The sequence below is a fragment of the Streptococcus oralis subsp. tigurinus genome (genome assembly GCF_002093575.1).
Lineage (GTDB): Bacteria > Bacillota > Bacilli > Lactobacillales > Streptococcaceae > Streptococcus > Streptococcus oralis_CH.
The window spans coordinates 95,429-117,298 of record NZ_LNVH01000007.1; the positions used below are offsets into that span (position 1 = coordinate 95,429).

Here is a 21,870-nt window from a genome sequence, read left to right on the forward strand (position 1 = left end):
TTCTCTCCCATTGCTACAATTTACTATGCAATTGTACCACATTTTTATCATTTCATCTAGTTTTCTAGGCTTTAGTCAATACCGATCTCATCTTTAACAACAGCAGCAATCGCATCTACGTAGTAGTTAACTTCTTCTGTTGTTGGGGCTTCTGCCATGACGCGCAAGAGAGGTTCTGTTCCACTTGGGCGGACAAGGATACGGCCGTTCCCTGCCATTTCTTCTTCCATCTTTTCGATGATTGTCTTGATGGCTGGTACTTCCATGGCTTTTTCTTTCATGGCATTTTCCACTCGGATATTGACCAGCTTTTGTGGGTAAATCGTTACTTCTGATGCCAGTTGAGACAAGGTTTTACCGGTTTCCCGTATAACTTTTGTTAGTTGAACGGCAGTTAACTGTCCATCACCTGTCGTATTGTAATCCATCAAGATAACGTGACCAGACTGTTCACCACCAAGGTTATAGCCTGATTTTCTCATTTCTTCGACGACATAGCGGTCACCAACCGCAGTCACTGCCTTGTTAATACCTACGCTGTCCAAGGCCTTATGGAAACCAAGGTTAGACATAACGGTTGTTACGATCGTATTTTGGGCTAACTGGCCTTTTTCAGAAAGGTATTTCCCGATGATATACATGATCTTATCGCCATCAACAATGTCGCCATTTTCATCAACAGCAATCAAACGGTCACTGTCTCCGTCAAAGGCCAAACCAATAGCTGATTGGCTTTCTTTCACTACTTCTTGAAGAGCTTCTGGGTGTGTAGAACCCACATTCAAGTTGATATTAAGACCATCTGGTGTCTCACCGATAACTGTCAACTGGGCACCAAGATCAGCGAAAATCTGACGGGCACTTGTAGACGCTGCACCGTTTGCTGTGTCCAAGCCCACTTTCATTCCCTCAAGAGGTGTTCCAGTTGAAACAAGGTAGCCCTCGTACTTACGCAAACCTTCTGGATAGTCCACCAAGGTTCCTAAACCTTCTGCACTTGGACGAGGAAGAGTATCTTCAGCAGCATCTAGCAAGGCTTCGATTTCAGCTTCTTTTTCATCATCAAGTTTGAAACCATCCCCACCAAAGAACTTAATTCCATTATCAAGAGCTGGGTTGTGGCTGGCAGAAATCATGACACCTGCACTGGCTCCCTCAGTTTTTACCAAGTAAGCTACTGCTGGTGTTGCAAGGACACCAAGTTTGTAGACGTGAATCCCTACAGAGAGGAGACCTGCCACCAAGGCAGATTCTAGCATTTCTCCTGAGATACGTGTATCGCGTCCTACAAAGACTTTAGGGGCTTCTGTTTCGTGTTGACTGAGGACATATCCACCAAAACGGCCTAGTTTAAAAGCCAATTCTGGTGTCAGTTCTACGTTTGCTTCTCCACGGACTCCATCGGTCCCAAAATATTTACCCATTTTATTTATCATCCTTTTCTATTATTTATTATTGTTTAGACGAATCTGATTTTGTTTCTGAACTCGTTGAAGACGAACTGCCTTCTGAGGAACTTGTTGACGAGTTACTTGAACTAGACGTTGCTGTTTTTGTTGTAATTTTCATAGTTGTGTCAAACGGCATAATGACGCTTGGTAAGACATTTCCATTTTTATCGACTGCTTGTAGAGGAACAGAGGACGAGTAGTTTCCAGTTATCCGTTCACTCGTCGGTAAGATAGCAATGACACGATCTACTTTGGAGAGGGTTTCCTCATCACTAATAACCGTTACTTTTTCATCTGATACAGTAACTGTATCGATTTTCACACGAGAATCAATCTGACTAGGGTCAATCTCCGGCACAACAATGACATTGTCCCGTTTTGCTTTTTTACCGACCTTCACTGTTATCTTTTGCGGTGTCGCAACAGCCGTCAAACCGCTCGGAAGATTTTCAATGGTTAGAGGAACTTCGATGGTTCCTACACTGGCATCAGAAAGATCAGCTGTCACCTTAAATTTGCGGGTGCTTTCCTGCATCTCACTCGCCAAAGCAACTCTATTTGACCCTGTTAGAAAGACCGTCACCTCAGATGTAAAACCACTGATAAAATACTGATCACTGTCATACTGAATATCAATTGGGACATTAAGAACTGTGTTCGTATAAGTCTCCGTCCGCACCTGTCTGGCACTGTTGCTATTCTGATAGTTTGTCAATGTTGCATAGATAAAGAGAATGCAGGCGAAAAAGAAGGAAGAAATGATGTATAGACTATTTTTTCTCATGTTTCAATCCTCCTAGCAAGCGCTCTTTCAGACCTTGCTTTTTCTCTGATTTTGGAAGTAAGATTCTTCTCAATTCAGATTCAAACTCTTCCAAGGTCAAATCGTGCTTAAAGACTCCATTATAGGTGATGGAGATTCCACCCGTTTCTTCCGAAACCACAAAGGTAAGAGCATCTGATACTTCCGACAAACCAATCGCCGCCCTGTGACGCGTTCCAAACTCCTTGGAAATCCCGGTATCTTCAGTCAGGGGTAGATAGGCTGAAGTTACAGCAATTCGGTCTTCCTTGATAATGACAGCACCATCATGCAAGGGAGTATTGGGAATGAAAATATTGATAAGCAATTCAGCCGAAATTTTGGCATCTAAAGGGATCCCTGTCGAGATGTATTCCTGCAAGGTTCTCACTCTCTGAACCACTACAAGCGCCCCAATCTTACGAGGACTCATGTATTCAACTGATTTCACAAATGCACGAACCATCTGCTCTTCCGCACTAATAGGGGCATTGGAGAAGAAATCAGTAGCCCGGCCCAATCGCTCCAAACCAGTCCGAATCTCTGGTGAAAAGATAACCACCGCTGCAATCACCCCGTAGGTGATGATCTGATTGATCAACCAGGAAATAGTCGTTAAACCAATCATATTGGAAAGAATCTGGGCTAGAATAAAAACTAAGACCCCACGGACCAATATCATAATCTTGGTGCCTGCAATAGCTTTAGTAAAATGATATAAAATATAAGTCACAATGAGAATATCAATCAGATTGGTGACTATACTCCAAGGACTTGAAAACAAACTCGTCCAGTATTGTAAATTGGATAATTGTTGAAAATTCATCCTTGGCCTCCTCCCTGTCAAAACACTTTACTCATCATTATACCATTTTTTGCCCATTTTTTCCCTATCCTACCTCATTTTAAATTAAGCAGAAATATGATAAAATAAACTGACTAGAAAAAACAAAGGAGAAATTATGTCTCAACTCTATGATATTACCATTGTAGGTGGCGGTCCTGTCGGGCTCTTTGCTGCCTTTTACGCCCATCTACGCCAAGCTAAAGTTCAAATCATCGATTCCCTTCCCCAGCTCGGTGGTCAACCAGCCATCCTCTACCCTGAAAAGCAAATCCTTGACGTGCCAGGTTTTCCAAACTTAACTGGGGAAGAGCTAACCAATCGCTTGATTGAACAGCTAAACGGCTTTGATACTCCTATTCATCTCAATGAAACCGTTCTTGAAATTGAAAAACAAGATCAAGGCTTTGCCATCACAACCAACAAGGGAAGTCACCTGACTAAAACAGTTATCATTGCCATGGGTGGTGGCGCCTTCAAACCACGTCCGCTCGAATTAGATGGCGTTGAAAACTATGAAAATATCCACTACCACGTTTCCAACATTCAGCAATACGCTGGCAAGAAAGTAACCATCCTTGGTGGCGGAGACTCAGCAGTGGACTGGGCTCTGGCTTTTGAAAAGATTGCCCCAACTACTCTCGTTCACCGTCGAGATAACTTCCGCGCCTTAGAACACAGTGTGCAAGCTCTACAAGAATCATCTGTAACCATCAAGACACCGTTCGTTCCTAGCCAACTTATCGGAGATGGAAAAACACTCGATAAACTAGAAATCACCAAAGTCAAATCAGATAAAACCGAAACTATCGACCTAGACCACCTCTTTGTCAACTATGGTTTCAAATCATCTGTTGGTAATCTTAAAAATTGGGGACTGGACCTCAACCGTCACAAGATTATCGTCAATAGCAAGCAAGAATCCAGCCAAGAAGGTATCTATGCCATCGGCGACTGCTGCTATTATGAGGGTAAGATTGATTTGATCGCTACAGGACTGGGTGAAGCTCCAACAGCTGTTAACAATGCCATTAACTACATTGACCCTGAGCAAAAAGTGCAACCAAAACACTCAACCAGTTTATAAGAAAAGAACCACGGATCAACGATTCGTGGTTTTATAGTTCATCTGCTATAAAAAGCAACTTACTGGAGTTTTACTTTAAAAAGCAAAAGTCTACTTTGTACCATTTAAAGCTTTTGGATATTCTTTACTTTTCGTTTCTATAGTTTCAACTACTTTTGTAGAAAATTCTCCCTTCATCGAACTATCAATGTTTTTCGAAACTTCTTTCAAACTTTCTTGAGCACTTAATAGAGAAATCTTCATATATTTTTCTGTATCTTTTTCTATAGTGGAAATACGAGCTTTTTTTGCTGGAGCCAAGATGTCTTTTATAAATGATCGTTCCAGCTCTTTTTCTATATTTCTTAGAGCTTCCTCTCCCCCTGCGAAAAAATCATTAATGTAATCAAATACATTCGCCATGGTCCTTAACCTCGTTCTTCTAAGAGTCTTTTTTGCTCCTGAGCTCTGGCAAGCTCATCTTCTAAGAGACGGTGTTGCCGCTTGTAATCCTGTTCGAGCTCCAATTCTTCTTGTTCGAGTTGTCCTTGTCTATTTCTATACGCCATCTCGATTTGCTGACTAAAGTTGGATGCTAGTCGATTGGATTGATAACGCCATTCGGTTGTGTCGCCGCCTAGCTTGTCTAAGGAATGAGAAATAATTTGATACTTTTCTTCAATCATATGTCTCAACTGTTGAAACTTATAGTTTGCTTCTTCGTACTGATTTTCGATTTTTTTGAAAGAACGTCGATAGTCATCCTCACATTCTTCAATACGCTGTCGCTTTTTCCTGATTTCACCCTCTATCATATCAAACTCTCCCATTGCTTAAATTCATTCGCCAATGCCTTATCTTCATCTAATTTCTTCTGAATACCGTTTTGGATTTGCTTTTCTAAGTCTGTAAAATCTTTCTCTAATTGTTTCGCAGTATCAAGAACTGGAGTAAACCTCTTTTGAATGACACCAACAGTTGTTTCATAAGTCACTCCTCCATCAGAATAGGCAGCCTCCGTTTCGTACGGACTTAGGGTGAAACCCCAAGGAACATTACTGCAAGATACAAGCACTTCACTCGCATCTTGAACACCATCATTATATATTTTTTTGAGAACATCTAGTTCTTCTGTTACAATATGGCAAATACCTGACGCCGTTAGCTTAGCTTGTTCAGAGTCTAGAAAGATTCGCTCATCAGATGTAAAACCATCAGAAGATAGACTCTTCTTAAGCTTTTTGAAACTCTCCATTTTAATCAGAAAGTTGTTATAAGCAACTGTACTGGTATTGGAAAGAATTTTTATTTTCCCATCCTTATCCAAGCGATAACCATAGGTCATATGCTGATTTACAAAATCTTCTTGATCACTGTCTACATAATAAACCATACCTACAGAACCAATACTGCCCTTTGAGGGATCTCTACCAACCATGCTGATCATATCTTTAGGGTCAGCATAGTTGTAGATACGTCCTTTAATCTGATCGACAATTTTCCTCTGTTCAGGGCTAAGGATTCGGTAGACATCAGGTCCGTTGTAGATATGAGCCTGTTGGATTCGCTCGATTTGGGCCGCTTCTAGGTCAGCCATAGCATACTGAGCATCCATAGATCCAAGAGAATGCCCATAGATGTTAATCTTGGCATTTGGATATTTTTCCATGATGTCTTTTAAAGCTCTGGCAGAAGCCTTTAGCTGCTCGGTAGAATTGTCTCGGTCGCTGGGATTGCTTTGCATTACAATTCTCTTAGCTATAACTGCATCATTTTCAGCCCAGTCATTCCAGACATCTGGTGCTTCATTCAAAATATGATCTGGACCCGTAGAACCACGAAAAAGGACCGTTACTTCCTGTACATCCTCAGCTTTTTCATTGGTATTTTTTACAACTGCATAAACCTGCTCCCCCGCTCCTGTAGTATTGTTGTAGACTTGGGTGACAGTGCCTACACTTTGATCATATTGATCCTTAACCTCACGATCAATTGAGTTATCGTTATATTCAGTCATTGCAATCTGAAGATTTGAATCATCGACATACTTTCTCATTTTTTAGATTCCTTTAACATAGATGATAATTTAGGTGATACAGTATATCCATAAGATTCATAATTACCTGAATTATCTTTTATTAATCCAAAGTGAAAATCTAATTCTTTATCATTATTAAAATATATCCTTACCATTAGCCCTCCCATTGGATTATACTCTAAAGTTTCTGTATCAATGTCATATGATTTAATGATTCCATCTTCTGTTAATGCTTTAGGATCATTTGCCCTCATATGATTTTCATAAACCTTCTTTGCCTCATCACTTGTCGCGATGGCAATCATTTCTTGTTTTTTTTGATATTGGTGCATGCTACATCCTCCTACTGCGATTCCAATTACTGCTAAAATACTGAATAAAATAATCATACTTTTTTTAGGTTTTTTCATGGCGCCTCCTTTGTGCTATCCTATCAATGAATTAGGGACTAACTTACTCATAGTATAGCATAACTTTCCTCTACATCCTCAGCTTTTTCATCAGGATTTTTTACAACGGCATAAACCTGCTCGCCAGCTCCTATAGTATTGTTGTAGACTTGGGTGACAGTGCCAAGTTCTCTTTCATATTGATCATATAAAGTTCTTTCCTCGCCCATATTATCCTGATACTCTGCCATTGCAGTTTGAAGGTTATTTTCTTTAATATAATTTTGTGTCATTCATTATTTCCTTTCAAAAGTTTGGATAATTTTGGTGAGGTAGAATAATATGCTGAATGGTATGAGCCATCTTTGTTTTCAATCAAATTATAATTTATATTTAATTCATTATCTTTGTTGATAACCACCGAAACCATCAATCCCCCCATTGGATTATAATCTAAGCTACTTTCATCAACAACATAATCTTGGATAACACCTGCATTAGTTAATGCATTAGGATCTTTCGATTTCATAAAATGTTCATAAACCTTTCTCGCCTCCTCGCTGGTCGCAATGGCAATCATTTCTTGTTTCTTTTGGTATTGGTGCATGCTACATCCTCCTACTGCGATTCCAATTACTGCTAAAATACTGAATAAAATAATCATACTTTTTTTAGGTTTTTTCATGGCGCCTCCTTTATGCTATCCTATCAATGAATTAGGGACTAACTTACTCATAGTATAGCATAACTTTCCTGTATATCCTCAGCTTTTTCATTGGGATTTTTTACAACTGCATAAACCTGCTCCCCCGCTCCTGTAGTATTGTCGTAGACTTGGGTGACAGTGCCAATTTGATCACCATTAGGAGTTTCCGCTATACGATTCAATCGTAAATCTTTATATTTAGCCATTGCAGTTTGAAGATTAACTTCACTCACATATTCTTCAGTCATGAATCTACTCTCCTAACAACTTACTCAACTCTCCAGAATATGTATAACCACTGGGCTCTAATTTCCCCTCGCTATTTCTTACAATACCGAATTGAATATCTAATTTTTCATTATTATTAATATAAGTTTTAACCTCTATACCTCCCATTGGATTATAATATAAACTTTCATTATCAATCACATAGTCACGGATAATTCCTTCTTTAGTAAAAGCTTTTGGATCTTTCTTTTTCATATATTCTTCATAAATTTTTCTCGCCTCATCGCTTGTTGCGATAGCTATCATTTCTTGTTTCTTTTGGTATTGGTGCATGCTACATCCTCCTACTGCGATTCCAATTACTGCTAAAATACTGATTAAAACAATCATACTTTTTTTAGGTTTTTTCATGGTGTCTCCTTTATGCTATCCTATCAATGAATTAGGGACTAACTTACTCATAGTATAACATAAAAACAGACTTTTTCTTTCTGTATATCCTCAGCTTTTTCATCAGGATTTTTTACAACCGCATAAACCTGCTCATCAGCTCCTGTGGTATTGTTGTAGACTTGGGTGACAGTGCCAATTTGATCTCCACTTTGAGTTTTCACAACATGATCTAAATCCATTTCAGAGTCATACTCTGTCATTGCTATTTGAAGATTTTTATCGTTTACATATTGCTCATTCATTTTTTTCTTCTTTCAAAAGTTTATTTAATTCCCCAGAATAGCCATAATAAGCCGTGCTATAGGTCCCATCTCCATTATCTATTAAATTAAAATTCATTCGAAGATCTTTATTTTCGTTCAAGAATAACCGTACCATCAAACCTCCCATTGGATTATAGGAAAGTTTTTCTTCATCAATCTCATAACTCTTAATGATACCTTCTTCTGTGAGTGCTTTTGGATCTTCTTTCTTTAAATATTCTTCATAAACCTTTCTCGCCTCATCACTTGTCGCGATGGCAATCATTTCTTGTTTCTTTTGATATTGGTGCATGCTACATCCTCCTACTGCGATTCCAATTACTGCTAAAATACTGATTAAAATAATCATACTTTTTTTAGAACTTTTCATATTTCCTCCTTTACGCTATCCTATCAATGAATTAGGGACTAACTTACTCATAGTATAGCATAATTTTCCTCTACATCCTCAGCTTTTTCATTAGGATTTTTTACAACTGCATAAACCTGCTCGCCCGCTCCTGTGGTATTATCATAGACTTGGGTGACATACCCTACATTATGATTGTACTGAGTATTGACCTCATATTTATCTTTTTTCATGTTAGGTTGGTACTCTGTCATAGCTATCTGGAGATGAGGATCATTAATATATTTTTCCACCATTACTATCATTCCTCTTTTTTATAATATTTATCACGAGTCTGCCAAAATTTAGGCGTACTTCCATAAAATGCTGAAGTATAATCTCCATCAGATCCTCCAATTAAATTATAATCCACAAGCATTTCTTCATCATCATTGATTATTAAAGAAACCATCAACCCACCCATTGGATTATAACTTAATGAATCTAGTTTCACTTGATAGGAATGTACGAATCCTTTCTCAGTAAAAGCATAAGGGTCTTCTTTCTTCAAATATTCTTCATAAACCTTCTTCGCCTCATCACTTGTTGCGATGGCAATCATTTCTTGTTTCTTTTGGTATTGGTGCATGCTACATCCTCCTACTGCGATTCCAATTACTGCTAAAATACTGATTAAAATAATCATACTTTTTTTAGATGTTTTCATATTTCCTCCTTTGTGCTACAGTATAACTTATCTATAGTATACCATAGATTATGGTGTTGGCTTCCTTTAAAATTCTTCTCACATATTTATTAACTTCAAGAAAAGAACCACGGATCAACTGATTCGTGGTTTTATAGTTCATCTGCTTTCAAAAATACTATTACATATATTTACATCAAGTTCCGACACCTTAAAAATCAGCTATATTTTTATCTTTAAAATAATTGTTTTTACATCATTTTACAGAGGTTTACGGCTTTTTTGCCCCTTTTTTGCCCCTTTTGAGCAAACAATAAAACCGCAGGTTATTGCTGCGTTTTAGTGTAATCTATTTTGAAAGTCCTTTCTGTTTTTTTATTTTTCTTCTTTTGGTTTATCAACGACGGTGATAAGACCGTCTGGTTCGGTTTTGAAAGCCGGGTCTGTTTGAAGTTCACCGTTAGCTTTCAAATAGTACCAGCCATCGCCCGATTTGATAAATTGCTTAGATAGCATGTAACCATCTTTTTCTTCCATGAAATACCAAGTTTCTCGATACTTTACCCAACCTGTGGCCATGCGACCATCTGATTTGAAATAGTACCAGCGATGGTTAAGGAACATCCAACCTTTAACCATTGCACCACGTTTGTCTAAATAGAACCAGTCTTTTTCATCAAAGAACCAGCGGTTAATCAAGCAATAGCCACGATTATCAAATCGGAACCACTCTCCATTAATTTGTTTCCAGCTATTTGTGGGATAAGAGCCATCTGACTCCTCCCACCACCAGCCGGTAGCATTTTGACGCCAACCTGCTTTGATGTCAACACCGCCTTCGATGTCTTTCTTGAACTGCTCACGACTGATGCCCCATTTGGCCAAATAAGGATATGGGTCAACATGGTCAGAGTAGTTTCTTGGCTGGTTATAAGTACAGTATTGGTGCGTCTTAATACCAGCTAGACTGTCAGAGTCAAGAGTTTTAGGAATACCAGCTTCATCAGCAAGGTTCCGTAGAAGCTCGACATAGAGCTTATAATCACGCATGAACTCTTCTTTTGTTTCATGGCTTTCAATCAGCTCAACTTGGCCGTATCCTTCAACGTTCCAACCCCCGCCTACGTCATAGGCTCCCATATCAGTGTACCAGGTCTGCATCACACGGCCGTTACCGACGACATGTGAGAAAAAACCTGAATCAACAGGGCGGCGCATGTGGTAGTCTGCTTCATTTTGAGCGGTTGAGTTGGGGTTGCCCGTTGAGTGAGCGTGAATCTGACGATAGGGTTGCTCTCCAACTTGCGGTAAATCAGTCCTTAATCTACTTGTATCAATATCCATTGCTTAGTCCTCGCTTGGCTCATGATAATCAAGAGCACGGTTGCTATCAGAAATTCCTGCAGTTGTTGGGTCGTTGACAACACCAATAAGTACAAGAATGTAAACAAATGTGTTCACGCCATCCTGAATATTCTTAGGGATATCCAATCCGAATTGTTGAGCCATCAAAAACACCGCTCCCAAAAGAGCTACTAGTGTCACTTTGTTTTGCAAACGCAATTTCCAATTAATCATGTTTTTTCTCCTTTTTTATTGTTTGTTCTGAATTAGGTTTTTTAATTCTCTCACGTCCTCGCCAAGTGACTTTACTTGCTCAGCTAGAACAAGTATAGCCTTGTTTTGCTCGTCGTGATTATCAAGCCGCTTATTTGCTGACACTTTAAATTCTTGCAGATTTTCAATGTCTTTTTCCATAGCTGTAATACGATTTTCTTGCTTTGTATTACGATCTTTCATTGAAAAATACAGGGTTACAACAGGGACGAGAGAGAAAACAAACTGTACAATTAAACGCTCGTATTCTGGCATATACAACTCCTTTTACTCAATCCTTGGCATGACCACGGTCAGCACACCTTGCTGTAACATATCATATAGTGACTGGTCTTTGTAAGTATAACCCTCTGTTGCTTGCATCTGGAACTTAAAGATAGTCAGCGTACCCTTTGGCCACTTTGGATTGCCGTCGTGTGGATACGGCATAGCTACAATGTCTCCATTTGAATAGCGTGTACTCTTTACAAGAGACTTAACAAATGCTGCTACTTTTGCGTAAGCGTTGGTAGGCATACCTCCGTTTTGAGCAATCGCAAGTGCAATCAAGACCTCAGTAATTGCTGAAACCGTATCAAGGTTCTCTTTATTCTCTACGGCCGCTTGCTCTACCTTAGTTGCCATTTCCTTATTTTGCTTAAGCTGTGCATCTACCTGGTTGAACCTCTCGCTTTCAGCACGATTTGGAAAATTCTCTTGATAAAGAACTTCCAAGGCCATCTCGAAGAGTTCTGTATTAGACAAGCTGATTTTGTCAGGTGGTAAAAATACAGGAATGTTAGCACCATCAGAATTAACTAGCATAACCTTTGTCGCTGATGCTGTTCCGCTCGCATCAAATTCTTGTGATTTTGAACCATATTCTAGTTTCATATTTCCTCCTTTTAATTTAATTATCTACAAAATGTTAGGGATTTTTTACGTTTTCAGGGATAAGGGTCATTTGTTAGGTAACTGATTGTCCCCGTCCAGTATTTATTGCCCTGTGATTTACTTGTCAGACGGATTTTACCATCTGCTGCAAGGTGCAAGATAGCTGTCCCTGTGACTGTTGAGTCTGATATACCCTGTAAAATAAGGTCAACCTCTTGAGATGGTCTAAATCCCGCTGGTATTGTTTCTTTGACCTCTCGATAGTCTGAAACTGTGTTGATATTTGTGGTTTTTCTTTCTGTTGAAATTGTAACCATATTACCAATTCTTGTAACGTTTCCGTTAATCAACCAGCCTAACTCGATTTTTCTCTTAATTGTTTCTTGGATACTATCAATCTTTTTCCAATCCTCCCAATCATCAATAATTTTAGACCACCTGTGATGTCTGAAATAGACTTGTCCATTATTTCCGTAAAAGAGCTGGATAGCCTCTTTGTATCCGCCGTCATTTTTACCATAGTTACTGTAATGAAAAAGATAGCCCCACTGTCCGTTTGGATTTCCTGTCGCAGTCCTATCAATGTAATATTGACCTGGCTCATCTAGTGCATTCGCATTGGTTACATTAGGTTTTCCGTCAAGTTGTCTTGGTGCTCCATTGCTGGTAGTCAGCTGATACTGCTGAATAGGCTTGTTGTCAGCATAGATGTCACCCAGAACATCCAATGAACCAGGTTTACCCAATTCTGCCACCTTTCCAACACCTACCCGCCCATATTTGTCATAGCTCATTACCACGCTTTCAGTTGCAACAGTAGCTGAAAATTCAACACTCGTAAACTTATCTTCTAGTCGTCCAATAACCACAAAAGATTTAGTAGCCGGATAATTTCCTGCTAAGTTTGCAGCTGAATTAGTCAATGTATGAACACTTGTAAAGATACCTGATGCGCTACCATTATCTACTGAAAAATTATTTGTATTTAATGGAGCAACCCGGAAAGTCAGAGTCATATTATTTCTCTGCTTACCAAAGAGCATCAGAGGCGCTATTTTGGCATTTCTGATGATTTGAATGACATTGGGCGACTCTCTTGTTCTAACAGCTGAGAAGCTGAGAGAGGGAGCAAAATACTCAATGACATTGATAGCAATATCTTTAGCATCTGATCGCCTACCTCTACTATCAACCACACTAGCTCGAATCATTGCTGATCCATTAAAATTCATCATTCTAAGCCTGCCACCATTTTCTGTAACAACATGGTTCTTATTAACAATTTCAGCCCTATAACCTGTAATGGTTGAACCATAGACACCACTAGCGCCATCAAAGTCTACCTGGATATCTGAAACGATTTGAAGAAAATTATTGCCGTTCAGTAATCCCCTAGCAACACCATTAGTATCTGTCAAAGTAACACTAGAAAATGTAGGTTTCATGCTCCCTGGTACGCTCGCTGTTAGTATAGCTGATTGCGTACCTGTTTTTGTACTACCTGCATAGGTATCAACATAAATTGTTCCAGTACCACTTGTACTATTTGGAATCTCATTTGCAAAATCAAGAGGGATCGTCCATGTTGTGGATGTATCAACGTTAGAGGCAATAGTGCCAGACTTATTACCCCAAACATACCGTACTGTATGCTTGAAACCTGAGCTATGACGACTAATATTGATTGTGATTGGACTACCAATAGTCCCATCACTTACACTTACAGAACTAGCCCGTGGAATGGTGGTTAGACTAATATTAGCCGTAACTGTAATTGCTCCATGATAGCCATTATTTGGGGTAAATGTGCAGGACAGAGGTAGAGTTTTACTTCCATCTGCATTATGGGTTATAGTACTTGAGCCCCTAGCAAGAGTAACCTCTCCGTCCCAAACCTCCCAAGTAGGATTGCTGCTGTGGACATTACGCCCATCAAGAGATAGTGAAAGTGTACTACTACCATTATTGTTATATGTGTGGTAATAACTTGAGCGACTAACTGTCATCTCCCAATTTACCGATGTGGTGTTTGCAGCGATATTCTGCTCACCTTGATCAATGTAAACATTTAAAAATAAGCTACCACTTGAATTGCTGTATTTAGCCATTTTATCTCCTTTTATCCGAAATATCGTATAACATTCACATCTTTGTCAAGATGGTATTGCTCTGTTCTAAAACGCCCAATTTGAACTGATGCTGTGAAAATCCCGTTATCAATATTGATAACGCCTTGCGAGATATACATTACCTCTTTTCCAGCAGAAAACATGGAAATTCTATCACTTGATACTTTGATAGTAGAGCTTGCATCATTTTTACCAATAATCAAGCCCTCATTTGTGCTTTTCATGTAAGTGTCAATGAATGTTTTTAGCTCTGCTAGTCCTCCAAATTGAGTTGTCAACAAATCAATTCTTCTACCTGCTTCAATCAAATCTTTTTCAGATTGGGCTGCGTCTTTAGCATTCTTGTCAACAAAGGCATTATATGCTTTTTCTAATTCACTAAAGGCCTCCATCGATGCTTTCGCTTTCATTTCAGCCTCTAAAATCTGTGACTTCTCATTGAGAGCATTCAACTGTTCCTGAGTCAATCCCTGGTCAGCTTTTGAATTGATACCATCCATTACATCTTCAACCGATTGAACATAATCTGGAAAATGAGAGCCAATCGATAGCATCGCATTCTCAATAGAAACTCTAGTCCCAGCAGGGAAACCATAATTTGTGCCAAAGCGAATAAACACATTGTCTGTCTTGTAATCTTCAGAGGCACTAGATAAATCAATCATGAACTCAAAGTGCTGTCTAGCGGTTGTACCACCTTTAAATTTCAAGCTCTTATATGAGTACCAAGGCGATGCTGAAAAGTGAACGTCAGCAGTTTTATCTGAATCAAGAGGAGACAAGAAAGCAATATCAAAGGAAATTCTTACAAAATCTTTCTTAAAGCGCTCTGCATTCTTCCAAAATTCATCCACAATATAAGTACGATAGTCAAACGTTTCTTGACTATCTGTTGCAAATACCCTCGATGCTGAATCTTTAAAATAATTTCTTGTCCCGCCTTTTATCTTCGCCCATCTATCATTCCACTTATACCTTGTCTTATCTAAGCTATTAGTCTGTTCATAGTCTGAATAATAACCTTGATAGCGCTGGTTTCTATCCTCAAAAGAAAGGTCAGATCCATCCGAATTGTCAGAAAACGCAAAGTGCATGACGGTTGATTTCCCATCTTTTCCTTTCTGGCCAGCTTCACCATCTGAAACATTCACGAATGATAATTCATCACTTGCAACCTTATCATTATCAATGTAAGCTGAGACAAGTAAAGTAGAGGTTTTTTGAACATTTGAACCTCTTACAAGATAATTCATGCCAGTTGTTAAGTTTCCGTCGAGTGCCCAACGCCATGTGACACCAGCCACAACAGGTTTGCCACCCTTATAAAGTGTTGGGGTAACTACACTTTCTCCAGCGCCATTCTTAAAAATCACCCCTTGATCAGTTGATAATTTGATAATGTATGGTTTTGATGCCTCAAAAAGTCGCTCAAAAGCTGCTTGAATACCATCTGATAACTTGTTTTCAAGTGCCTTGAAATTAGAGAAGGTAGTTTTGTTGCTTGATGGATTCGTAAAGCTAATTTTCTGCTCAGAGACCCGTGCTTGAATCATAAGAGCCGGACTAAAACCATTGTCATAAATCTTGATTGTGTCACCAATCTCCACATCGATAAATCCATCTACTTCATATGTCACCGCAGGATAACAATGTTTTTTTAGCTCATTGTAAGCCAATCGGCGCAATTCTTTTGGATTGTCGGTCTCGTAGGAAAAATCTTTTCGTATCCATTGATCATCGAATGTGCTTGGACTAAAAACAGATGGATACATTTGCATTGAGATAGGGGCGTATAGAGATTCATTCCGTTGATAAAATTCAAGGATTCCATCTTTCGTTACAGACCAAGGATCTAACCCTCCAAGTGTTACCACCTCTTCTACTTCTTCGCCCTTTTCATTTTTGACACGCCTTTTGCCTGTTGGTCTAATCGCATTAAAAACACCTGTCTTATCAACTTTTCTAGTGATAGAAGTTAGATTTTTGCCATAAGTTAGCTGTATGTCATTTCTGACACGACCAACGCCTTGGTGATTCTCGTCGTTCTCTTGATACACATTAACTCTGAATGATTTGATAGAACTATCGGCATTTAATTGTGTCTCAAACTCAATTTCTGCATCGAATTTATGAGCTAGACTAAGCAAACGAGCAAGATTAGTATCTTGTCCTTCCCATTCCAAGGTTCGTCTCCTATCCGAGATCTCGTTGATTCCAACGGAAAGATTACTGAAACCAAGCAGACCCATTTCTTGGCAATACTCAATAAATGACATTGCTCTTTCTGCTTTGTACGGGTTGGCATGCTCATTAATCAAATCAAGATTGAGGTTTTCACAATAACATTTGATTGTCTGCTCATTTTCCTCAACAGTCATCACATTGAATAGGTAGGTGCGCCCATGGTATCGAAACGAAACCCAGGCACGCTCATTCAGAAATTGATAAGCCTTAGATAACGCAGTATCCGATTTAATGGCTTTTTTAAATACAGTGAACTCAAATGTTGAGGATCCAGTCGGTAAATCCCTTGCCCAAGTATCGTCGTAATAATTAAGCGTATTTTGCTTGTCGTTATCAACAAAAGCAACTTTTTGCAAACTTGCATCATGAATTGTTAATAGCATTATAGCCACCTTTCTTCAAATTCAATCGTCACTGTCGGATGTTTTTTGATAAAACTAGAGAAGTACAGCTCTAATTTTGAATTACCTGGAGGGATGGAGAGCCATTGAGAACCATCTACAACCTCGCTTGCTTTTGCAATATCATCAATATAGACTGTATCGTCTTCGCTGTTGATGACAACATTTGAACCAGTCGTAAAACGGTTAGGAATATCTCTTGTCTGCGTAACAAAGTCTTTGCGATAATAAAAACCATCCAGATACATATGAGAAACCATTGGATGATCTCGATACGCCCCTATTGTCACATGGATTCTAGCGGATTTTTTCCCTTTAATTTCCGGAATAATGAAAGTAGAGTGAGAACCACCATAAAAAACTTGGATTCTGTCATCATTACGTTTCAAGTCAGACCATCCTTTGGCCACGCTGAAAGGATTTCGGTCAGCAGTTGTTGTACCATCAAATCTCCAACGTCCCAAGATACGATAACCACCGTTCCCATCGCTTACAAAAAAGTTGTATTCACAATCAGAACTAAGATTTCGTTTAAAAGTTTCCACTCCATATAAAAACTTACCTGCTGTATCAGATACAGTAATCTTGATGAAGCCGTATTGGCTGTTTGCCTCTGCCCAAAAAACTTGTCTCCACCACAAATAGTCATCCAGTGATCCTGTTGTTTTTGCACTATTGGCTGGAATATCCCACGACAAGCTAGTTGCATAGTTGTGTAATTTGGTTTCTCCTCGCAAATCTTTCAATCGAATATGTGAGCGATCCCAGAGATTCACCATCTCAGCTGTTCCGACTACATACTCTGTATTATCGTTTGTAACAGCTTGATTTTTTAACGCTTTAATAAAACCATTTGAGATCTCATTATCTCGATAGTTAAGCAGCATTTCTGATTTTTGGGATGGCTCAGCAAAAGCATCTTCGCTATTTCCAATTTCAAAAGAACCAGTGTTATTCGCTATACCAATATAACCGTTATCTGCATTGTGCTTGACTCTTACGATTGGATTTGCTGGAACTGTTCCATTGTTGACCAAATCAAATACCATTTTATTTCCTATTTCGGTAGCGTTTGCTACGCTATCAAACTTTTTGTAAGCAATGCTGTGAGCCACTCCATCAGGAATGACAAGTTTAAACTCTGAGCGCTGGAACCATCTTGTCAAGTTTTCTGGAGTGATTTCATCAACCGGCAACCCCATATAATACTTGTCTGGTTCATCGCCATAAACAACTTTTACAGGTTCTAGTACGTTCAAAACACCAGCCAATTCATGTTTAAGGCGCTCAAGAGCCTCCCCATCACGCTCAATCATGTCAAACTTGATAGTGTGCTCCTTTTCCCCACGTTTCACTTGTTGGATATTTACGCCCAACGAGGGAGCATTATCAAATGTAACGCTCCTCTTGTTCCCGATAGGGCGAATAATATCCTTGATTTTGATGAAGCGCGACATATCAACGCCGTTAAAAACCATCGTTTTCGTCATTCAAGAATACCTCTCATTCTATTTCCCCGTCTGAGTTGCTCTGACTGATATTTAGCGAATTTATCGCCTGTTTTGGCGACTAAAGTACCATCGTTTAAGTACATTTCATTTGGTCGTCTAACGGCCGTCTCAGCCACATCTAGGGCTTTCTCTAGCAACTCGCTAGATTTGTCCATAGTGACCTTGATTTTTTCAGCTATTGTCTGCTTACTACTTTGTTTAACAGTCACTTGAGCGCCTAGTTTCTTGTTCAAACCTAGAGCGATTTCTGGTCTAGCATCAATCATCATGCTTTCTTTCAATCGCAACATTGATTTTTCAACAACTCCTGCATCTGCTTCAATACCAACAGCGATACCTTGAGGAATGAAACGTCCGACTTCATCACGCATCGCTTTAGACGGTGACTGGATTCTCAGAGCATCTTTGATAGTCTCTTTCACACTGGTTGCTATTGATCTAGCCGTTTCCAAAACGGCTCCAGCACCATTATTCAATCCAGTATTTAAGCCAGCCATTGCCATTTCACCTGCGTATGTGAAATCTGATGGTAGATTATTAAACGGTTCTTTGATTTGAGTTGATAATGTTGTCGCCGAATTTGTCGGTTGAGACGCACCATTATCAATACCCTCAGCTAAACCAGTAGTGATAAAACCACCATACTCATTAAATACACGAGATGGGGAATTGATATCCATTTCGCTAGTAAAGGATTCTTTTATATCATTAGCCATGTTTTTAGAAGCTTCACTTGCAATTTCAGCTCCGGCTTTAATACCATCACCAACACCTTCAGGAATATTTTTCCCTTTTTCAGGGAAGTCAGCAGCTGCAATTTCTTCTTGTAAACTTGAAACTTGACTTTGTACGATACCCTTGATCTTGTCTGTGATACCCAAAGCACCCGTATCCATACCAGCAGTTAAGCCATTCATAGCTGACTCACCACCTTGAGTAAAGACTTCGTTCAATGTTGCCAATTTTTCATCTGAGGCATTAACAAGTTCTTGAACATACAATCCACCTTGAGGCCCCATCTGTTGCAATTTAGCCAAAATCCCCTCGTTTACCCCACGTTCGGCCAATGTATTGAGGTTTGTTGCCCAATTATTAACCGCCTCTTGGTTTTTTTGGAGGTTGGCAATCATTTCATCGACACTAATAGCAGACTTATACTTGATTTGTTCAAACATGTTCGTAGTTGTCTCAAGTAATTCATTGTACTTAGTACGCATATCGTCTATTGCTTTTTGTTGAGCTTTAGACATACCTTCGTATGATATAACTTGTCGATTAGATCCATTTTCAGCAGCTGTTGCCATTGCTTCAGATGCCGCCTGTTGAACTTGAGAGGTTTTTTCGTACTCAGTTTGCAATTCTGTCTGAGTATTTTTTAGCTCAGTTTCCTTGTCATTGAGTTCCTGCAGTCTTTCTTTGCGGACACTATCGCTAACATTAGACTCTTCATTCCACTTATTACGTTGTTCTGCAATCTGCTTCAGTTGTTCGCCAATTTCAGCACGCTTTTGTTCGATATCAAGCAGGTTCTTTTGGGATGTCTCCCATGTTGATTCTGCCTCCATCGCTGAGATACGAGCTTTGATTTGATCGCTATTGTGAGACAAAGAATCAGTGTTTTTGTCATAAACTAGATTCAATCCACTAACAGAGGCATTCAAAGCATCAATCTTTTTCTTGAGATTTTTCTTGTCTGCTGCAGTTTTATTGGTTTTTTGGGAGAGTTGAACAATTTCATCAGCCAGTTTTTGGTAAGATTCTGTATTACCTTTTACAGATTCAAGATTTTTCTGGCGCTCTTTTGCGCTTTGTTTAACAGAATCTGTCAATTCATCCGTACTCTTAACCAGCTCTTCTTGTTCTGCTTTGAGGCGTTTGGTTTCCTCGCTCTCAGCGGTCAACCATTGCCACAAAGCAACACCAGCGCCGACCAGTAAACCGATAGCACCAATTACCCAACCAACAGGCCCGGTTAAAGCTGTCAGTGCTGCTTTAAATGCGGTAGTTGCAGCAGTCGCAGCAATAGTAGCAGCTGTTTGTAAACTGATAGCGCCAGTTAAAACACCATAAAGAACAGTAGATGCTGTTAGCGCCCCATTGTTTGCCAGATTGGCCACCATTTGAGCTTTCGTGACTGTCCCACAAGTTGCTTGCGCGGCAGTGATTAAATTAATAATCTGTATTGCCCCTGCGGCTGTTGTTTTGAATGTTTGCCATGCATTAATTAAGTTTTTTGTTGCTGTTATAGCTTCATTAGCGGCACGCATAGCCACCAAAGCAGAAACCAAACTAATAATAACTGTTGTCAAAGATGAAATTACAGAAATTCCAGTACCCAAAATACTAAACAAAGTCTGAAAAACAGGCGTACTAGCTTTAATAACATTGACAATCACACCAAAAGCAGCATTGATAATTACTTTCAATGCATCAAAGTTCTCAGCAATTGTTTTTCCTGTTGCCGCCTTTGTTAAATCGTCAAGAGCCTTGATTGTATTTGCGACACCTTTTACAATTGCATTTTTTAAGTTGCCAAAAGAGGTCTGAATCCCTTTACTGTTAGTTTTTGCAAGCTCAGCAAAGCCCCCAACACCACCATTTAACTCAATCAATTTTGAGGCGAATTGATCAAACGTAAGTTGTCCCTGTTTTAATGCAGAATAGAAATCATTCTGAGCGGATTGACCAGCAAAACCAAATGATTCAGCAGTCTTTTGCAAGGCATAGGGCATGGTTTCTTGCAACGTTTTCCACGATTGCATATCGACCTTACCAGCTGATAACATCTGGCTAAACTGTTGTAAACCACGGCTTGCATCAGCACTAGAAGATCCAGATGCAAGAAAGGCATTATTAAGAGCAAGTGTTAGATCTGTTGATTTGTTGATATCTCCAGTAATAGATGTCAAACGTTGAGCTGTACCAACTACTTCATTCAAAGTCGTAGGCAAACCCTCAATACCTGTTGCAAGTTTCTTAGTTGAGCGCGTGACATCTTCTGTGCTATGCCCCATCGCTTGCATTACCCTTGGGAAACTTTCGAGCGTATCAAAACGCTGAATAGCTCCTCCTAGAGAATCTGTCAGAAGATCCACAGCTTTAGATGCTAGTTTAAAGGCAGCGCCACCAAGGGCAAATTTCTTCAGAGAATCACTTCCTCTATCGCCTTTTTGTGCTGTTTTGTCTAACTCATCGTTTAGAACCTTGACTTTATTCCCATCAACATCAACAACGATGGTCACTTTTCCATCAGACATTATCTTCTACCTCCTTTCCTAAACTATATTTAGCTTGTAATTTGCGCATTTTGTTCTTATCCCCACCATATTCTGGTTTCCATGCTCGGATTTCTATAATCTGTTGCATGATTGTATTGTCTGGCAAAGCATTCAAAAGTGCTTTAAATTCTGTCCATGTCAACTTGTTTTGAACTTGCAAAAGATTAATGCCATAAGCTTGCAAAAAACTAGCGTAAATGTATTCTGCATCTTGTTCAAAATCAATCAATTTTTCTTGTTCTTCTTCGTTTTTTGCCATCGGCATGGGATTACCTAGCAAATCATACTGAACAGTTTCTTTTTCGATTTCTAAAAAATGTTCTTTTATGTAAATCCAGCAATCCACAACCTCTTTGATGTCGTATAATTCTTGGCCAGTTAGCAAATGGACAATCAACTGCGCTTTTTCAAACTTTGTCAATTCTTCTTCTTTCAAGATTTCAAAGACATCCAGAACCTTATTAAAAGACAAGTCTATGTCATACTCCTTATCAGCAATAGAAAAATTTGTGATTAAAGCATCATTTAATTTCATAGACATAA

At 39.2% G+C, this 21,870-nt stretch carries 25 protein-coding genes; 1 reads left to right on the top strand and 24 read right to left on the bottom strand.

What is annotated here, in order from left to right; all coding sequences use genetic code 11:
- Positions 1-71: 71 nt before the first annotated feature.
- From glmM to cdaA, 3 genes are read right to left on the bottom strand one after another with little or no spacing between them, the layout of a single operon-like run.
- On the bottom strand, positions 72-1,424 hold the full coding sequence (gene glmM / locus ATE37_RS08880) for a phosphoglucosamine mutase (protein ID WP_084868768.1): 1,353 nt from the start codon (positions 1,422-1,424) through the stop codon (positions 72-74).
- Between the two features lie 28 nt (positions 1,425-1,452).
- Positions 1,453-2,235 (bottom strand): CdaR family protein, encoded by a 783-nt coding sequence (locus tag ATE37_RS08885; RefSeq protein WP_001230922.1) that lies wholly within the window; start codon positions 2,233-2,235, stop codon positions 1,453-1,455.
- Positions 2,222-3,079 (bottom strand): diadenylate cyclase CdaA, encoded by an 858-nt coding sequence (gene cdaA, locus ATE37_RS08890; RefSeq protein WP_001011078.1) that lies wholly within the window; start codon positions 3,077-3,079, stop codon positions 2,222-2,224. The genes ATE37_RS08885 and cdaA overlap by 14 nt, the downstream gene beginning before the upstream one ends.
- A 136-nt stretch (positions 3,080-3,215) precedes the next feature.
- Here cdaA and ATE37_RS08900 point away from each other — a divergent pair, with 136 nt between their 5' ends.
- A complete protein-coding gene (locus ATE37_RS08900; RefSeq protein WP_084868769.1) occupies positions 3,216-4,184 on the top strand; it encodes an NAD(P)/FAD-dependent oxidoreductase in 969 nt (322 codons plus the stop codon).
- Positions 4,185-4,274: 90 nt separating this feature from the next.
- Here ATE37_RS08900 and ATE37_RS08905 read toward each other — a convergent pair whose 3' ends face one another.
- The 21 genes from ATE37_RS08905 to ATE37_RS09005 all read right to left on the bottom strand — a co-directional run bounded on the left by ATE37_RS08905 (position 4,275) and on the right by ATE37_RS09005 (position 21,868).
- On the bottom strand, positions 4,275-4,586 hold the full coding sequence (locus tag ATE37_RS08905; RefSeq protein ID WP_084868770.1) for a hypothetical protein: 312 nt from the start codon (positions 4,584-4,586) through the stop codon (positions 4,275-4,277).
- Between the two features lie 5 nt (positions 4,587-4,591).
- Positions 4,592-4,978 carry a hypothetical protein gene (locus ATE37_RS08910; RefSeq protein ID WP_084868771.1) on the bottom strand — a complete coding sequence of 129 codons (387 nt, stop codon included), beginning with the start codon at positions 4,976-4,978 and terminating at the stop codon, positions 4,592-4,594.
- Positions 4,975-6,219: an Mbeg1-like protein gene (locus ATE37_RS08915; protein WP_084868772.1), complete on the bottom strand. Its 1,245-nt coding sequence runs from the start codon at positions 6,217-6,219 to the stop codon at positions 4,975-4,977. Before ATE37_RS08915 ends, ATE37_RS08910 begins: the two co-directional genes overlap by 4 nt.
- Positions 6,216-6,611: a DUF1310 family protein gene (locus tag ATE37_RS08920; protein ID WP_084868773.1), complete on the bottom strand. Its 396-nt coding sequence runs from the start codon at positions 6,609-6,611 to the stop codon at positions 6,216-6,218. Before ATE37_RS08920 ends, ATE37_RS08915 begins: the two co-directional genes overlap by 4 nt.
- A 47-nt stretch (positions 6,612-6,658) precedes the next feature.
- Positions 6,659-6,883, bottom strand: a complete 225-nt coding sequence (locus ATE37_RS08925) for a hypothetical protein (protein ID WP_084868774.1) — start codon at positions 6,881-6,883, stop codon at positions 6,659-6,661.
- A complete protein-coding gene (locus ATE37_RS08930; protein WP_180382788.1) occupies positions 6,880-7,275 on the bottom strand; it encodes a DUF1310 family protein in 396 nt (131 codons plus the stop codon). Before ATE37_RS08930 ends, ATE37_RS08925 begins: the two co-directional genes overlap by 4 nt.
- 47 nt (positions 7,276-7,322) lie before the next feature.
- Complete coding sequence (locus ATE37_RS08935; RefSeq protein WP_084868775.1) at positions 7,323-7,544, bottom strand: hypothetical protein; 222 nt, start codon at positions 7,542-7,544, stop codon at positions 7,323-7,325.
- 4 nt (positions 7,545-7,548) lie between these two features.
- Complete coding sequence (locus tag ATE37_RS08940; RefSeq protein ID WP_084868776.1) at positions 7,549-7,935, bottom strand: DUF1310 family protein; 387 nt, start codon at positions 7,933-7,935, stop codon at positions 7,549-7,551.
- Positions 7,936-7,982: 47 nt separating this feature from the next.
- The gene (locus ATE37_RS08945; RefSeq protein WP_084868777.1) at positions 7,983-8,219 is read right to left on the bottom strand and encodes a hypothetical protein; all 237 of its coding nucleotides are present in this window, start codon (positions 8,217-8,219) and stop codon (positions 7,983-7,985) included.
- The gene (locus ATE37_RS08950) at positions 8,212-8,610 is read right to left on the bottom strand and encodes a DUF1310 family protein (RefSeq protein ID WP_084868778.1); all 399 of its coding nucleotides are present in this window, start codon (positions 8,608-8,610) and stop codon (positions 8,212-8,214) included. Before ATE37_RS08950 ends, ATE37_RS08945 begins: the two co-directional genes overlap by 8 nt.
- 47 nt (positions 8,611-8,657) lie before the next feature.
- Positions 8,658-8,894, bottom strand: a complete 237-nt coding sequence (locus tag ATE37_RS08955) for a hypothetical protein (protein WP_241502109.1) — start codon at positions 8,892-8,894, stop codon at positions 8,658-8,660.
- A complete protein-coding gene (locus tag ATE37_RS08960) occupies positions 8,891-9,295 on the bottom strand; it encodes a DUF1310 family protein (protein ID WP_084868779.1) in 405 nt (134 codons plus the stop codon). Before ATE37_RS08960 ends, ATE37_RS08955 begins: the two co-directional genes overlap by 4 nt.
- 354 nt (positions 9,296-9,649) lie before the next feature.
- Complete coding sequence (locus tag ATE37_RS08965; protein ID WP_084868780.1) at positions 9,650-10,618, bottom strand: N-acetylmuramoyl-L-alanine amidase family protein; 969 nt, start codon at positions 10,616-10,618, stop codon at positions 9,650-9,652.
- Positions 10,619-10,621: 3 nt separating this feature from the next.
- A complete protein-coding gene (locus tag ATE37_RS08970; protein ID WP_084868781.1) occupies positions 10,622-10,852 on the bottom strand; it encodes a phage holin in 231 nt (76 codons plus the stop codon).
- Positions 10,853-10,867: 15 nt separating this feature from the next.
- Positions 10,868-11,146, bottom strand: a complete 279-nt coding sequence (locus ATE37_RS08975; RefSeq protein WP_084852901.1) for a DUF7365 family protein — start codon at positions 11,144-11,146, stop codon at positions 10,868-10,870.
- Between the two features lie 12 nt (positions 11,147-11,158).
- Positions 11,159-11,764, bottom strand: coding sequence for a DUF1366 domain-containing protein (locus ATE37_RS08980; protein WP_084868782.1), 606 nt, complete (start codon positions 11,762-11,764; stop codon positions 11,159-11,161).
- 53 nt (positions 11,765-11,817) lie between these two features.
- The gene (locus ATE37_RS08985; protein WP_084868783.1) at positions 11,818-13,872 is read right to left on the bottom strand and encodes a DUF859 family phage minor structural protein; all 2,055 of its coding nucleotides are present in this window, start codon (positions 13,870-13,872) and stop codon (positions 11,818-11,820) included.
- An 11-nt stretch (positions 13,873-13,883) separates the two neighbouring features.
- The gene (locus ATE37_RS08990; RefSeq protein ID WP_084868784.1) at positions 13,884-16,520 is read right to left on the bottom strand and encodes a phage tail spike protein; all 2,637 of its coding nucleotides are present in this window, start codon (positions 16,518-16,520) and stop codon (positions 13,884-13,886) included.
- A complete protein-coding gene (locus tag ATE37_RS08995) occupies positions 16,520-18,028 on the bottom strand; it encodes a distal tail protein Dit (protein WP_084868785.1) in 1,509 nt (502 codons plus the stop codon). Before ATE37_RS08995 ends, ATE37_RS08990 begins: the two co-directional genes overlap by 1 nt.
- Positions 18,025-21,306, bottom strand: a complete 3,282-nt coding sequence (locus tag ATE37_RS09000) for a tape measure protein (RefSeq protein WP_084868786.1) — start codon at positions 21,304-21,306, stop codon at positions 18,025-18,027. Before ATE37_RS09000 ends, ATE37_RS08995 begins: the two co-directional genes overlap by 4 nt.
- The gene (locus ATE37_RS09005) at positions 21,299-21,868 is read right to left on the bottom strand and encodes a Gp15 family bacteriophage protein (protein WP_084868787.1); all 570 of its coding nucleotides are present in this window, start codon (positions 21,866-21,868) and stop codon (positions 21,299-21,301) included. Before ATE37_RS09005 ends, ATE37_RS09000 begins: the two co-directional genes overlap by 8 nt.
- Positions 21,869-21,870: the final 2 nt, after the last annotated feature.

Coding starts and splice junctions, on each gene's coding strand:
- glmM (WP_084868768.1), bottom strand. CDS start 1,424: ATGGGTAAATATTTTGGGACCGATGGAGTCCGTGGAGAAGCAAACGTA.
- ATE37_RS08915 (WP_084868772.1), bottom strand. CDS start 6,219: ATGAGAAAGTATGTCGATGATTCAAATCTTCAGATTGCAATGACTGAA.
- ATE37_RS08935 (WP_084868775.1), bottom strand. CDS start 7,544: ATGACTGAAGAATATGTGAGTGAAGTTAATCTTCAAACTGCAATGGCT.
- ATE37_RS08975 (WP_084852901.1), bottom strand. CDS start 11,146: ATGCCAGAATACGAGCGTTTAATTGTACAGTTTGTTTTCTCTCTCGTC.
- ATE37_RS08970 (WP_084868781.1), bottom strand. CDS start 10,852: ATGATTAATTGGAAATTGCGTTTGCAAAACAAAGTGACACTAGTAGCT.
- ATE37_RS08910 (WP_084868771.1), bottom strand. CDS start 4,978: ATGATAGAGGGTGAAATCAGGAAAAAGCGACAGCGTATTGAAGAATGT.
- ATE37_RS08985 (WP_084868783.1), bottom strand. CDS start 13,872: ATGGCTAAATACAGCAATTCAAGTGGTAGCTTATTTTTAAATGTTTAC.
- ATE37_RS08980 (WP_084868782.1), bottom strand. CDS start 11,764: ATGAAACTAGAATATGGTTCAAAATCACAAGAATTTGATGCGAGCGGA.
- ATE37_RS08920 (WP_084868773.1), bottom strand. CDS start 6,611: ATGAAAAAACCTAAAAAAAGTATGATTATTTTATTCAGTATTTTAGCA.
- ATE37_RS08990 (WP_084868784.1), bottom strand. CDS start 16,520: ATGCTATTAACAATTCATGATGCAAGTTTGCAAAAAGTTGCTTTTGTT.
- ATE37_RS08945 (WP_084868777.1), bottom strand. CDS start 8,219: ATGAATGAGCAATATGTAAACGATAAAAATCTTCAAATAGCAATGACA.
- ATE37_RS08960 (WP_084868779.1), bottom strand. CDS start 9,295: ATGAAAACATCTAAAAAAAGTATGATTATTTTAATCAGTATTTTAGCA.
- ATE37_RS08900 (WP_084868769.1), top strand. CDS start 3,216: ATGTCTCAACTCTATGATATTACCATTGTAGGTGGCGGTCCTGTCGGG.
- ATE37_RS08940 (WP_084868776.1), bottom strand. CDS start 7,935: ATGAAAAAACCTAAAAAAAGTATGATTGTTTTAATCAGTATTTTAGCA.
- ATE37_RS08965 (WP_084868780.1), bottom strand. CDS start 10,618: ATGGATATTGATACAAGTAGATTAAGGACTGATTTACCGCAAGTTGGA.
- ATE37_RS08995 (WP_084868785.1), bottom strand. CDS start 18,028: ATGACGAAAACGATGGTTTTTAACGGCGTTGATATGTCGCGCTTCATC.
- cdaA (WP_001011078.1), bottom strand. CDS start 3,079: ATGAATTTTCAACAATTATCCAATTTACAATACTGGACGAGTTTGTTT.
- ATE37_RS08925 (WP_084868774.1), bottom strand. CDS start 6,883: ATGACACAAAATTATATTAAAGAAAATAACCTTCAAACTGCAATGGCA.
- ATE37_RS08930 (WP_180382788.1), bottom strand. CDS start 7,275: ATGAAAAAACCTAAAAAAAGTATGATTATTTTATTCAGTATTTTAGCA.
- ATE37_RS08955 (WP_241502109.1), bottom strand. CDS start 8,894: ATGATAGTAATGGTGGAAAAATATATTAATGATCCTCATCTCCAGATA.
- ATE37_RS08885 (WP_001230922.1), bottom strand. CDS start 2,235: ATGAGAAAAAATAGTCTATACATCATTTCTTCCTTCTTTTTCGCCTGC.
- ATE37_RS09005 (WP_084868787.1), bottom strand. CDS start 21,868: ATGTCTATGAAATTAAATGATGCTTTAATCACAAATTTTTCTATTGCT.
- ATE37_RS08950 (WP_084868778.1), bottom strand. CDS start 8,610: ATGAAAAGTTCTAAAAAAAGTATGATTATTTTAATCAGTATTTTAGCA.
- ATE37_RS09000 (WP_084868786.1), bottom strand. CDS start 21,306: ATGTCTGATGGAAAAGTGACCATCGTTGTTGATGTTGATGGGAATAAA.
- ATE37_RS08905 (WP_084868770.1), bottom strand. CDS start 4,586: ATGGCGAATGTATTTGATTACATTAATGATTTTTTCGCAGGGGGAGAG.